Origin of the sequence: Micromonospora sp. NPDC002717 (assembly GCF_040295705.1) — a bacterium.
GTDB lineage: Bacteria > Actinomycetota > Actinomycetes > Mycobacteriales > Micromonosporaceae > Micromonospora.
Window position 1 is genome coordinate 30243 of record NZ_JBEOVW010000030.1, and the last position, 12163, is coordinate 42405.

The 12163-nt window shown below is 76.8% G+C and carries 13 protein-coding genes; 7 read left to right on the top strand and 6 right to left on the bottom strand.

All coding sequences use genetic code 11. The annotated features are described in order from the left end of the window. Positions 1 to 343: 343 nt before the first annotated feature. Positions 344 to 1303, bottom strand: coding sequence for a putative endonuclease domain-containing protein (locus ABT006_RS29510; protein WP_350711669.1), 960 nt, complete (start codon positions 1301 to 1303; stop codon positions 344 to 346). Positions 1304 to 1429: 126 nt separating this feature from the next. Here ABT006_RS29510 and ABT006_RS29515 point away from each other — a divergent pair, with 126 nt between their 5' ends. The 3 genes from ABT006_RS29515 (at position 1430) to ABT006_RS29525 (ending at position 3954) form a co-directional block, all read left to right on the top strand. Beyond that, positions 1430 to 1954 (top strand): DUF488 domain-containing protein, encoded by a 525-nt coding sequence (locus ABT006_RS29515; protein ID WP_350711671.1) that lies wholly within the window; start codon positions 1430 to 1432, stop codon positions 1952 to 1954. Between the two features lie 66 nt (positions 1955 to 2020). Then, complete coding sequence (locus ABT006_RS29520; protein WP_350711672.1) at positions 2021 to 2536, top strand: SigE family RNA polymerase sigma factor; 516 nt, start codon at positions 2021 to 2023, stop codon at positions 2534 to 2536. Next, complete coding sequence (locus tag ABT006_RS29525; RefSeq protein ID WP_350711674.1) at positions 2536 to 3954, top strand: WD40 repeat domain-containing protein; 1419 nt, start codon at positions 2536 to 2538, stop codon at positions 3952 to 3954. Before ABT006_RS29520 ends, ABT006_RS29525 begins: the two co-directional genes overlap by 1 nt. Here ABT006_RS29525 and ABT006_RS29530 read toward each other — a convergent pair. Genes ABT006_RS29530 through bioB form a run of 3 tightly spaced genes read right to left on the bottom strand, consistent with a single transcriptional unit; the run spans position 3944 to position 5746 of the window. Beyond that, entirely contained in the window at positions 3944 to 4450 is a 507-nt protein-coding gene (locus ABT006_RS29530; RefSeq protein WP_350711675.1) for a GNAT family N-acetyltransferase, read from the bottom strand. The two genes, ABT006_RS29525 and ABT006_RS29530, sit on opposite strands and share 11 nt — an antisense overlap. A gap of 5 nt (positions 4451 to 4455) precedes the next feature. Continuing rightward, positions 4456 to 4695, bottom strand: coding sequence for a biotin synthase auxiliary protein BsaP (gene bsaP / locus ABT006_RS29535; RefSeq protein WP_502891040.1), 240 nt, complete (start codon positions 4693 to 4695; stop codon positions 4456 to 4458). A gap of 55 nt (positions 4696 to 4750) precedes the next feature. Next, entirely contained in the window at positions 4751 to 5746 is a 996-nt protein-coding gene (bioB, locus tag ABT006_RS29540) for a biotin synthase BioB (RefSeq protein WP_350711677.1), read from the bottom strand. Positions 5747 to 5901: 155 nt separating this feature from the next. Between bioB and ABT006_RS29545 the strand changes: the two genes are divergently transcribed. The 4 genes from ABT006_RS29545 to ABT006_RS29560 all read left to right on the top strand — a co-directional run bounded on the left by ABT006_RS29545 (position 5902) and on the right by ABT006_RS29560 (position 10158). Continuing rightward, complete coding sequence (locus ABT006_RS29545; protein ID WP_350711679.1) at positions 5902 to 7038, top strand: 8-amino-7-oxononanoate synthase; 1137 nt, start codon at positions 5902 to 5904, stop codon at positions 7036 to 7038. A gap of 79 nt (positions 7039 to 7117) precedes the next feature. Continuing rightward, entirely contained in the window at positions 7118 to 7822 is a 705-nt protein-coding gene (gene bioD, locus ABT006_RS29550) for a dethiobiotin synthase (protein ID WP_350711717.1), read from the top strand. Positions 7823 to 7876: 54 nt separating this feature from the next. Next, positions 7877 to 9484, top strand: a complete 1608-nt coding sequence (locus ABT006_RS29555) for a sensor histidine kinase (RefSeq protein ID WP_350711681.1) — start codon at positions 7877 to 7879, stop codon at positions 9482 to 9484. Continuing rightward, a complete protein-coding gene (locus tag ABT006_RS29560; protein ID WP_350711683.1) occupies positions 9481 to 10158 on the top strand; it encodes a response regulator in 678 nt (225 codons plus the stop codon). The genes ABT006_RS29555 and ABT006_RS29560 overlap by 4 nt, the downstream gene beginning before the upstream one ends. An 84-nt stretch (positions 10159 to 10242) precedes the next feature. Here ABT006_RS29560 and ABT006_RS29565 read toward each other — a convergent pair whose 3' ends face one another. Together ABT006_RS29565 and ABT006_RS29570 are read right to left on the bottom strand one after the other, a co-directional pair. Then, positions 10243 to 11406, bottom strand: coding sequence for a cytochrome P450 (locus ABT006_RS29565; RefSeq protein ID WP_350711684.1), 1164 nt, complete (start codon positions 11404 to 11406; stop codon positions 10243 to 10245). Positions 11407 to 11415: 9 nt separating this feature from the next. Continuing rightward, a complete protein-coding gene (locus tag ABT006_RS29570; RefSeq protein ID WP_350711686.1) occupies positions 11416 to 12084 on the bottom strand; it encodes a class I SAM-dependent methyltransferase in 669 nt (222 codons plus the stop codon). Positions 12085 to 12163: the final 79 nt, after the last annotated feature.

A 12163-nucleotide genomic window follows, 5' to 3' on the forward strand; every position in this document is an offset into this window, starting at 1 on the left:
GATCGAGGGGACAGCACATGATCGCACAATGCGTGACGGTCGTGGACATCGGTCGATCGGCCTGAGCAGCGGCGACGCGGCGAGATGAGCGGCTCGGCGTTCGAATTCCTCACTCTTCGCAGGCGTGTCGATGTAACGCGATCGGCCCCGCGGACGCTCCACCCCGAGATTGGTCCCTCCTGGCCGCCCGTCACGGCACCCACACCGCCCCGAGCCCCGGCCCGCCGGGGCTCGCACACGACACCCACACCGGCCGCGGCCCCGGCCCGCCGTCCCCATGAACTCGCCGGTCACGCGGATCTTGGACAGTACCCGTTCGCGAGGTGCGGAAACTGTCCAAGATTTACTTCGCGGGTCGCCAGCCGGCGGCGACGAGGGCACGGCGGACGGACTCGGCGACCTCGTCGGGGCGGGCGCGGACCAGCCACGCCGGGAAGCGGAGGATGCGGTCCCCGGAGGTCCAGACGTCGTTCTGGCGCTTCATGTCGGCCGCCCAGTGCCGGACGTCCATGTGGTGCGCCCCGTCGATCTCCACATGCAGCCCCCACTCCCGCCAGTACGCGTCGAGCCACCGGGTGCGCCCGGAGGCGTCGGCGCGCCGCTGCTGGAGACCGGACGCGGGCAGGCCGTGGCGGCGGCAGAGCCGGACGAAGTCGAGCTCCGAGAGCGCCTCCGCGCCGCCGGAGATGTCGGCCACGGTCTGCCGGATCAAAGCCCGCCGACGGGCTCGGGGCAGCGCCTCCACCACGGCCGACAATTCCTCCGGCGTGACCCGGCGCTGCTGACAGCCCGCCGCCAGCGTCGCCTGCGCCTGATCGACCGTACGGGCCCAGCCGGCCGCGTCCACCAGCGCCCGGGCGGTGCAGGTACGCGGCGGACGGGCGCGCTGGAGATGCGCCGCCGGCAGCACCGACGTGCAGTGCACGACGACCGCCGGCATGTCCATCGGCAGACGGCACAACACCGTGCGGCCCGCCCGCCGGTGCGCCGGCACGAGCACGTGCAGCGGCTCGGGCCGCAGCCCGCGTACGCCCGCCTCGGCGGCAGCCGTCGCGCCGGCCAGCACGGCCCCGGGACCCGTGGCGAGCACGGCCACCCACAACTGCTGGTCCCGGGGCAGTCGGCCGTTGCCGGTGAGCAGGACGCCCCGGCAGATCGAGCGCCAGCGCCCGGAGCGGACGTGTCCGCGTACGGTGCCCTCGGTCAGCAGCCGGGCCGCCTGGGCGGTGGTGACGACGCCGGCCCGGTCGAACGCCAGCCAGCCGAACGCGTCGGCCTCGTCGGCGGGAAGGATGGGCCACATCCGTCCCACCATCGCCGCCCGCCCGGCCCCGCGCCGCCGGATCCCCGACCGCCCGGCCCACAGATCTTGGACAGCTTCCGTTTCCCGAGGACGGTAACTGTCCAGGATTCGGGGCATCCCCTCCACGTGGAGCTGGTGACGGTGGGGCACGGGGCGGCGGACCGGACGCGGCTGGGCGAGCTGCTCGCCGGCGCCGGGATCGCCCTCGTCGTGGACGTGCGGCGGTTCCCCGCGAGCCGCACCAACCCCGACGTCCGCAGGGAGGAGCTGGCGCGCTGGCTGCCGGCGGCCGGGATCGACTACCGCTGGGAGCAGCGCCTCGGCGGGCGGCGGCACACCCCGGCCGGCACCGCCGAGCCGGACAGCTGGTGGACCGTCGCCGCCTTCCGGGCGTACGCGGCGTACACCCGTACCGCCGACTTCCGGGCGGCGCTGGACGCGGTGCTCGCGGACGCGGCGGCCCGGACCACGGCGGTGATGTGCAGCGAGAGCGTCTGGTGGCGCTGCCACCGGCGGCTGATCGCCGACGTGGCCGCGCTGGGGCGCGGCGTGCCGGCGGTCCACCTGATGCCCGACGGACGGCTCACCCCGCACCGGCCCGCCGTCGGCGCCCGCCGGCTCGACGGCGGGGACCTTGTCTGGGACGGCTGAGAAAATCTCCCACCGGACCCACCCGTCGGGGCGTCGCCGCGCGTGGTCCCGGTCGGGAGGTGGGGTGTGGACCCTGAGGAGTCGTTCCGCGCGTACGTGTCGGGGCGCATCGCGGCGCTGTCCCGCGCGGCGTGGCTGCTGACCGGCGACCGCCACCAGGCCGAGGACCTCGTCCAGCTCACCCTGGTGCGGGTCGCCCGGCACTGGGAGCGTGTCAGCGCGGCCGGCGACCCCGACCCGTACGTGCGGCGCACCATGTACAGCCAGCACGTGTCGCTGTGGCGGCGCCGGTGGCGGGGCGTGGACCTGCGGGCCGAGCCGCCGGAGCGGGCCCTGCCGGACGGCAGCGCCGACGTCGCCCGCGCCCTGGTGGTGCGGGCCGCGCTGGCCCGGCTGGCGCCCCGGCAGCGGGCCGTGCTGGTGCTGCGCTTCTACGAGGACCTCACCGAGGTGGAGACGGCCCAGACGCTCGGCTGCTCGGTCTCCACCGTCAAGAGCCAGACCCGGGACGCGCTGGCGCGGCTGCGTACGCACGCTCCCGAACTGGCCGAGCTGGTCGGCGCGACGGCGGGGGAGGCGTGATGGGCGAGGAGCTGCGGAACGTGCTGCGGGATCTGGGCGAGCGGATGCCACCGGTCCGGCTGGGCGACGACCCGTGGACGGCGGGACGGCGGCTACGGTCGCGGGCGCGCCGGCGTACCGCCCTGGTGTCGCTGGTGGTGGTGCTGGCCTGCGCCCTCGGCGTGCCGGTGACGCTCGGCGCCGTCGAGCAGCGGTCGATGACGGGCGCCGTGCCCGCCGCCGTGCCGCACCGGATCGGGCTGCCGTACATGTGGCAGGCGACCGTCGAGCAGGATCCGCCCGGCCGGGCGTCGCTGCTGTTCAGCGGCGGCGACCACCTCGGCCTGCGTGGCATCGACCCGATCGACCACGAGGGCAAGGTGGCGGTGCTCGGCATGGGCGGGAAGTACCGCATGCTGCTCTACGGCGACGCAGAGCGCAGCGCCGGGATCGACGTGCTGCTCTCTCCGGACAGCCGGTACGTCGCGGACGGTTCCGCCGACGGGTGGATCCACGTCACCGACCTCACCACCGGCGAGCGGCGGGACTTCGCCGGCGGGGCGGACAGCACCTGCTGCACCACCCCGGTCGCCTGGGCCCCGGGCGGCGACGCCCTGCTCGTGCTTTACCACGCCGACGCCGACGCGGACGGCGACGGGGTGTACCCCAGCCGGCTGCTCCTGCTGGACCTGGCCACCGGCGCCGCCCGCCGGTTGGGGGGCGAACTCGGCGACCGGTGGGATCTGCGTACCGGGTCGCTGGCCGCGTTCTCCCCGGACGGCACCCGGATCGCCGTCGACGCCGGCGGCGAGCTGACCATGCTGGACCGCTCCGGCGCGGTCGCCTGGTCCCGCGAGCTGGGGCCGGACGAGCGGCTCGCCGGGGTCGGCGCGTTCACCCCCGACGGCTCGGCGGTGGCCGTCTTCCGTCTCGACGGCTGCCGGAGCGGGTGCGACGCCGACCAGCGGGCCGCCCGCACGTGGCGGACCGGCTACGTCGACGCGGCGACCGGCCGGGACGGCAGCGGCCCCGCCCTGCCCCCGGCCGAGGGGCAGGCCCTGCGCGCGCTGGGCTGGCGCAACGGCCGCGCCCTGGTCGCGCTCAGGTACGTTCCGGAGCCCGGCGTGACCATGGGGGAGACCGACGACTGGGACGACACCGGCTACTGGGAGACCGGCCACGTCCAGCTGGTGTCGCTGCGCCCCGACGGGCGCGTCCAGGTGCTGCTGGACCCGCCCGACGGCGTGCGGGCGATGGACGTGGCGCGCCACCTGATGGAGGCAGGCCGGTTCGGCGCCACGGCCCCCGACCCGCGTCCGTTCCCGGCCCGGCCGCTCGTTCTGCTGCCGGCCGTGCCGGTGCTGCTGGTGGTCGGCGGCGGGGTCGCCGGGGCGGTGCTGTGGTGGCGGTGGCGTCGGCGCCGGGCGGTCAGTCGGTGAGCTCGTCGGCGAGCAGGTCCATCAGCAGCCCGTCGTGCCAGCGGCCGTCCTCGCCGCGCTCGTAGCGGCGCAGCACGCCCACGGGACGGAAGCCGACCCGGGCGTAGCTGCGCACGGCCGGGGTGTTCGCCGCCGCCGGGTCGATGGTGAACCGGTGGTGCCCGTGCGCCTCGACCAGGTGCCGGACCAGGGTGCGGATCGCGTCCGGCCCGAGCCCCCGGCCGTGCACCGACGGGTCGAGGAAGACGTCCAGGCTGGCGTGCCGGTAGTCCGGGTCGTCCTCGGCGTACCACTGGATGGCGCCGACCACCCGGCCGTCGTGCTCGATCGCGTACACCGACAGGTCGTCGTCGGCCAGGTCGGCCCGCACGGCCGCGGCGAGGTCGTCGCCGCCGCGCCACCAGCGCCGGACCTGCGGGGTGGCGCGGATCGCGGCGAGCGCCGGCACGTCGGCCGCGGTGGCCGGACGCAGCGTGACCGCCTTGCCCCGCAGCATCCCCCTCAGCCCCGGATCTCGCCGTGCTCGACGCAGACCGCCGCCCAGCCGACCGGCAGCACCTGCACCTTCATCCGGCGGCGGCAGCGCGCGCAGTACCGCGGCGGCTCCAGCTCGCGCGCCGCCCGGCAGGCCGTGTGGGCACCGGCGCCGGCCGGCTCGCCGCACCGGTCGCACCACGGGTCGGCGGCCACCCCGCCGCCCGCCGCCGGCACGGTGTCGCCCGTGGTCACCGGGGCGCTCACGGCGTCGCCCGTGGTCACCGGGGCGCTCACCGCGTCGCTCGTCGTCACCGGGCGCTCACAGCGTCGCGGAGAGCGCCTTGACCGGCATCTTCAGGTCGTCGAGCAGCTCGAGATCCGCGGTCGCCGGCCGGCCCAGGGTGGTCAGGTAGTTGCCGACGATCACCGCGTTGATGCCGCCCAGCAGGCCGTCGCGCGTGCCCAGGTCACCGAGGGTGATCTCGCGGCCGCCCGCGTACCGCAGGATGGTGCGCGGCATCGCGAGCCGGAAGGCGGCGATGGCGCGCAGCGCGTCCTTGCCCTCCACCACCGGCCGGTCGCCGAGCGGGGTGCCGGGCCGGGGGTTGAGGAAGTTCAGTGGGACCTCGTGCGGGTCCAGCTCGGCGAGCTGCGCGGCGAACTCGGCCCGCTGCTCCACCGTCTCGCCGAGGCCGAGGATGCCGCCGCAGCAGACCTCCATGCCGGACTCGCGGACCATCCGCAGCGTCTCCCAGCGCTCCTCCCAGGAGTGCGTGGTGACCACGTTCGGGAAGTAGGAGCGGCACGTCTCCAGGTTGTGGTTGTAGCGGTGCACGCCCATGTCGACCAGCTCGTCGACCTGCTCCTGGCTGAGCATGCCTAGGGACGCGGCCACCTGGATGTCGACCTCGGCCTTGATCGCGGCGACGCCCTCGCGCATCTGCTTCATCAGCCGGGCGTCCGGGCCGCGCACGGCGGCCACGATGCAGAACTCCGTCGCCCCGGTCGCGGCCGTCTGCCTGGCCGCCTCGACCAGCGACGGGATGTCCAGCCAGACCGAGCGCACCGGCGAGGTGAACAGGCCGGACTGCGAGCAGAAGTGGCAGTCCTCCGGGCAGCCGCCGGTCTTCAGCGAGACGATCCCCTCGACCTCCACCTCGGGGCCGCACCAGCGCATCCGCACCTCGTGGGCGAGCTGGAGCGCGGCGGGCAGGTGCTCGTCGGGCAGGTTCAGCACGGCGAGGACGCCGGCCTCGTCGAGACCGACGCCGTTCTCCAGCACCTGGGTTCGGGCCTGGTCGAGGATCTCTGGCATGGCTCGTACCCTACAAGGCCGCCCGGCCGGGAGAAACGGCCAGCGTGCCGGGCCGGCGGCGCCGGGGTGGACGCGCCGGGCCAGGTCCGGCGGGTGGTAATTTCGCCCGGCGGAAGCGGCCGACGACGAGCGGCCCGGGCGGCGTGGGGGTGACGGTGGCGGACTGGCTGGCGGCGCTCGACCGCCGCGCCGAGCTGCGCGCGAAGGCGGGGCTGACCCGCACGCTGCTGCCCCGGGCCGCCGGCGACGCCGTGGTCGACCTGGCCGGCAACGACTACCTCGGCCTGGCCACCCACCCCGAGGTCGCCGCCGCGGCGGCGCGGGCGCTGTCCGCGTACGGGCTGGGGGCCACCGGGTCGCGGCTGGTGCGTGGCTCCACCGACGCCCATCACGCGCTCGAGGACGCCCTCGCCGACTGGCTCGGCACCGACCGGGCGCTGGTCTTCTCGTCCGGCTACCTGGCCAACCTCGGGGCGGTCCGGGCGCTCGTGCGGTCGCGTACGCTCCTGGTCTCCGATGCCCACAATCACGCGTCGCTGATCGACGGCTGCCGGATCTCCGGCGCGGAGACCGTGGTGACGCCGCACGCCGACGTGGCGGCGGTGGCCGCCGCGCTCGCCGCCGCGCCGGGCCGGCCGGCGGTGGTCGTCACCGAGTCGGTCTTCTCCGTCGACGGCGACCTCGCCCCGTTGGCCCGGCTGCACGCCGTCGCCCGGGAGCACGGCGCGATACTGCTCGTCGACGACGCGCACGCCCTCGGGGTGACCGGCCCGGCGGGCGCCGGGGGCGTCGCCGCCGCCGGTCTCGCCGGCCAGCCCGACGTGGTGGTCACCGCGACCCTGTCCAAGGCGCTCGGCGGCGCGGGCGGCGTGGTCGCCGGGCCGGCCGCGCTCGTCCGGCACGTGGTCGAGACCGGGCGGACGTTCATCTTCGACACCGCGCTGCCCCCGGCGGTCGCCGCCGGCGTCCACGCCGCCGTCGGGCTGGCCCGCGCCGGCGACGACCTGCGCGCGGAGCTGGCCGAGCGGGCCGCTCTCGTGGTACGCCGGCTGGCCGCCGCCGGCCTGGCCGTCTCCGACCCCGACGGCGCGGTCGTCTCGGTCACCGCACCGGGGCCCGAGGCGGCGAGCGCGTGGGCGGCCGACTGCCGTGACCGGGGGGTGGCTGTCGGCTGCTTCCGTCCCCCGTCCACCCCGGACAGCCGGTCCCGGCTGCGGCTCACCATCAGCGCGGGGGTGCCCCGGCGGGACTTCGAGCGGGCCCTGGAGGTCATCGTGGAGTGTGCACCGTGAGCGCGAGGAGTGAGCCGGTGTTGCGAGCCCCGCGGTCGCGGACCGAGGTGACACGGTGACGGTGCCGTGGCGGGGGCCGGTGCTGGTGACCGGCACCGACACCGAGGTCGGCAAGACCGTGGTGACCGCCGCGATCGCGGCCGCGGCGCAGGCCGCCGGCCTGCGCGTCGCGGTGGTCAAGCCCGGCCAGACGGGTACGGCCACCGGCGAGCCCGGCGACGTCGACTCCGTCACCCGGCTGGCCGCCCCGCTGACCGGCCGGACCCTGGCCAGCTTCCCGGACCCGCTCGCCCCGCTGGCCGCGGCCCGGGTCGCCGAGCTGGAGCCGCTGGAGCTCTACACCGCCGTCGACGCGGTCCGCGAGGAGGCCGAGAAGCACGACCTGGTGCTGGTGGAGGGCGCCGGTGGGCTGCTCGTACCGATGGGGCTGCGGCCGTCGGGCGAGCCCTGGACGGTGGCCGACCTGGCGGTCTCGCTGGGTTCCCCGGCCGTGGTGGTGGCCCGGGCCGGGCTGGGCACCCTGAACCACACGGCGCTCACCCTGGAGGCACTGGAACGCCGGGCGGTGCCGGCCGGCGTGGTGATCGGCGCGTGGCCGGCAGACCCGGAGCTGGTGCACTGGGCCAACCTCACCGAGCTGGTGCCGCATCTGCTGGGTGCCCTGCCGGCGGGGGCCGGCGCGATGGACCCGGGGGTGTTCCGGCGGTCCGCGCCCGGCTGGCTCACCCCGGCCCTCTACGGGGTGCTCGACGACTGGCGTGCCTGGGCCGAGGAGATCAGCTGAGAACCTGACTTTCGTCGGTGCCCGCCCAGGTCGGGCGTGGGTAGCCTGGCCGCCGTGGAGAGCTGGTGGGCCGGGCTCGCGGGCGGCGGACGGGTGGCCCGGGCGGGCGTCCGGCGGTGGACCGCTGACCTGCTCCTGTGGCTGGTGACCGCCGCCCCGATCGGGTACGCGGGCGTCACGCCGCCGCACTCCGGGCGGGCCGTCGCCTTGACGGTCGGCGCGTTGCTGCTGCTCACCGCGGCGGTCGCGGTGAGCCGGCGGTGGCCGGTGGCCGCCCTGGTGGCGGCGGTGCTCGGTTCGTTGCTGGACGGCAACTTCCTCTTCGCGATCCCGGTGTTCAGTTACCTGGCCGGCCGCCGCAGCGCCACCGCCGTGCCGGCTGCTCTCGCCTTCGCCGCGATCGCGGCCGGCGGCACCGCGCTCAACCTGGGGCTGCTCGGCACCGGCGCGGCCACCTGGTTCCTGCTCGCCTCGGTGCTGCTCTTCGCCGGGGTGTTTCCGTGGCTCGTCGGGCGGTACCGGCGTCAGCAGGCCGCCCTGGCCGACGCCGGCCGGTGGCACGCCGAGGCCCGGGACCGTGAGCAGCGGGGCGCCGCGGAGCGGATCCGGCTGCGGGAACGGGCCCGCATCGCGCAGGAGATGCACGACTCGCTCGGGCACGACCTGAGCCTGATCGCCCTGCGCGCGGCCACCCTGGAGGTCACCGACGACCTCGCCCCGGCGCACCGGGCCGCCGCCGGCGAACTGCGGGCCAGCGTCGCGGCCGCCACCGAGCGGCTGCACGGGATCATCGGGGTGCTCCGGGACGAGGGCGCAACGGCCACCACCCGGCCGGCCGACGAGACCGTCGCGGACCTGGTCGACGGGGCCCGGGAGGCCGGCATGGCGGTCGACGTGGACCCGCCGGGCGGGCTGCCGGACCTGCCGGCGGCCACCGCGCGCACCCTGCACCGGGTGGTCCGGGAGGCGCTCACCAACGCCGCCCGGTACGCGCCCGGCGCGGCGGTCACCGTCGCCCTGGTCGGCGACGGCGACCGGGTCGAGGTGTCGGTCGTCAACGCGCCGCCGCCGGCCGGGCCGCTGCCCGGCCCGCCGTCCAGCGGTTCCGGCCTGCTCGCCCTCGCCGAGCGGGTCCGCCTCGCCGGCGGTGCCCTGACGGCCGGTCCCCTGGGCGGTGGCGGCTTCGCCGTCCGCGCCCGGCTGCCGCTGGGCGGCATTCCCGGCGCCGACGCCGTCCTTTCGCCCGGCGACGCCCCAGGTCCCGGCGACGCCCCAGGCCCCGCCAGCGGCCCAGGCTTCGCCGGCGGCCCTCGGCCGGCCGAGGCCGAGCGGCGGCTGCGCGTCGCCCGCCGGCGGGTCCGGCGTAGCCTGCTGACGGCGCTCGGCGCCCCGGTGGGCCTCGCCCTGGTCCTGTCGCTGGTTTACTACCCGGTGGCCACCGCCGGTACGGTGCTTCGCGCGGAGGCCTTCGCCCGGATGCCCCTCGGCGCGGAGCGCGCCGCGCTGACCGGGCTGCCCCGGCGCCAGCTCGACCCGCCCGCCGGGCCGGCGCGGCCCGGCTGTGAGTACTACACCGACGGGAACTTCCCCCTGGCCGAGCCGACCTGGCGGCTCTGCTTCACCGACGGCCGGCTGGTCAGCAAGGAGCGGATCGACGGATGAACGCCGACACGGGCGGCCCGGTGCGGGTCGTGCTCGCCGACGACGAGGCGATGATCCGGGCCGGTGTCCGGGCCATCCTGGCCACCGACCCCGGGATCGAGGTGATCGGCGAGGCCGCCGACGGCCGGGCCGCCGTGGACCTCGTCCGGGCACACCGGCCCCGGGTGGCGCTGCTGGACATCCGGATGCCGAGGCTGGACGGGCTCAGCGCGGCCGCCGAGATCCGCCGCCTCGTGCCGGAGACGGCGACGGTCATGCTGACCACCTTCGGCGAGGACGACCACGTGGCCCGGGCGCTCGGGCACGGGGCGAGCGGGTTCCTGCTCAAGGCCGGCGACCCGCGCGAGCTGATCGCCGGGGTGCACGCCGTCGCCGACGGCGGCGCGTACCTGTCGCCGCGGGTGGCCCGTCGGGTGATCGAGCTGGGCGGGGACCGGGTGGCCCGCCGGCCGGTGGCGCGGGACCGGCTCGCCGGGCTGACCGAGCGGGAGCGGGAGGTGCTCGCGCTGGTCGGGGCGGGACTGTCGAACGCCGAGATCGCCCGCCGGCTGTACCTGGTCGAGGGGACCGTGAAGAGCTACCTGACCAGCATCTTCACCCGGCTGGAGGTGCGCAACCGGGTGCAGGCGGCGATCCTCGCGTACGAGGCGGGGCTGGTCGAGCCCAGCGGCTGACCCGCCCCGGGCCCGCACGCGCCCGGGGCGGCGCCACCGGGCGCGGCACCCGACCATCCGCCGCCACGCCGCCACGCCGGCGGCTCAGCGGCGTCGGACGACGAAGGCGTCGGGCATCCGGAACGTGAGGTTGTCGGGGCACCACGGCGCGCGGACGACGGCGACCCCGTCCAGCAGCGGCGCCGTCTCACCGACCACCACCGCCGCCTCCATCCGGGCGAGCTGGTCACCGACGCAGCGGTGCGCGCCTGCCCCGAAGGCCAGGTGCCGGCGGGATCCGCGCTGCCCGGGCCGGAACTCGTCGGGCGCCTCCACGGTGGCCGGGTCCCGGCCGGCGCGGGCCAGCCACAGCACGATGCTGGTGCCCGCCGGCACCGCCGTCCCGCCCAGCGTGGCGTCCACGGCGGCCACCCGTCGCCAGGTGACGATCGGCGGCTCCAGCCGGAGCCCCTCCTCGACCACGTCGGCGACCGCGACGGTGCCGGCCCGCAGGCCGGCCAGCACGGCCGGCTCGCCGGCAAGCCGGTGCAGCAGCAGGGTGAGGAACTGCGACGTGGTCTCCTGGCCGGCGACGAGCAGGAAGAACAGCGCACCGACCACCACGTCGGGCGGGTGCCCGGCGGCCCGCAGCGACCCCGCGAGCCCGCCCCCGGTCTCGGCGAACTCCCGCAGCACCCGGTGGAACCGGCCCACCTCGGCCGCGAGCGCCGCCTGGCGGTCGGCGTCCAGCGGCGCCCAGAACAGTTCCAGCGCCGCGCGGGCGAACTCCTTCACGGCCCCGACCGGCGCGTCGGGCAGCTCGACCAGCCGGGCCAGCACCAGCAGCGGCAGGTCGGCGGCGAGTTCGGCGTAGAGGTCGACCGGCGCGCCCGCGTCCAGGACGGCGCCGATCGCGGTGAGGCGCTCCCGGACCAGTCCGGTCAGCCAGGGCCGCTGCGCGGCGACCCGGGCCGGGTGCAGGGCCTCGGCGACGATAGCCCGGATCTGCGGGTGGCTGGCGCCGCCGTTGTTCGCCAGGGTCGGCGGCAGCCGGAACCGGTGCCCGGCCAGCACCCGCAGGGCGGCCACCGGGATCGGGGTCACCGCGTCCAGGGCGTTGTCCGGCCGGTACGTGACCGGGTCGGTCAGCACCTCCCGCACCAGCGCGTGCCGGGTCACCACCAGGTGTTCGACACCCACGTGGTCGGCCACCCGGGCCACGTCCGGCCAGTGCGCGTCGGTGGTCTGCGCCCAGCTCCGGAACAGCACGTCGACACGCTATCGGGCGGCTCCCGGCAGCCCGGCCCGCAACTGCCACACCGTGGTGCGCTTCACCCGTACGCTCTCCAACGTCTCGGGCACCGGCACGTCGTAGGCGGCCAACTCGTCGAAGCGGTCGCGGGGCAGGAACGCCCGGCCGGGATCGCCGACCAGCACGTCCGCCCCGGCGCGGGCGGCCCGGAGCAGGAAGCGCAGCACCCGGTTGGCCATCGCCTCGCTGTAGAACACGTCCCCGGCGAACACCACCTCGGCCCCGCCGGCGTCGCCGTCGAGGATGTCGCCGAGCTCCGCGTCGACGCGTACCCCGTTGGCGTCGGCGTTGACCGCCACGGCCGCGACGGCCAGCTCGTCGATCTCCACGGCGCGGACGGCGGCGGCGCCGGCCCGCGCGGCGGCGATGGCGACCAGGCCGGAGCCGGCGGCGAGGTCGAGCACCCGGCGGCCGGCGACCAGCTCGGGATGGTCGCTGACGTACCGGGCCAGCGCCTGCCCGCCGGCCCAGGCGAAGGCCCAGAACGGCGGCGGCTGCGCGCTGCGGAACTCGCCCTCGGTCAGCTCCCACAGCCCGATGGCGTCGTCCGCCTGGTGCAGCCGCACCTCGGGGACGAAGGCGACCGGGGCGAGGCGGGCGTGCAGCCGGACGAAGGCGGTGGAAAGGTCGGACACGCCGCCGATTGTCTCCCGCCGCCCCGCCCGTCGGGCCGCGGGGCTTCCGTCGGGGCCGGCCGGCGCGCCGACCGGCCCC

What these genes read in the sequence shown, in the direction of transcription:
- ABT006_RS29510 (WP_350711669.1), bottom strand. Translation starts at nt 1,303, where the DNA reads ATGTGGCCCATCCTTCCCGCCGACGAGGCCGACGCGTTCGGCTGGCTG.
- ABT006_RS29525 (WP_350711674.1), top strand. Translation starts at nt 2,536, where the DNA reads ATGGGCGAGGAGCTGCGGAACGTGCTGCGGGATCTGGGCGAGCGGATG.
- ABT006_RS29530 (WP_350711675.1), bottom strand. Translation starts at nt 4,450, where the DNA reads ATGCTGCGGGGCAAGGCGGTCACGCTGCGTCCGGCCACCGCGGCCGAC.
- bioB (WP_350711677.1), bottom strand. Translation starts at nt 5,746, where the DNA reads ATGCCAGAGATCCTCGACCAGGCCCGAACCCAGGTGCTGGAGAACGGC.
- ABT006_RS29560 (WP_350711683.1), top strand. Translation starts at nt 9,481, where the DNA reads ATGAACGCCGACACGGGCGGCCCGGTGCGGGTCGTGCTCGCCGACGAC.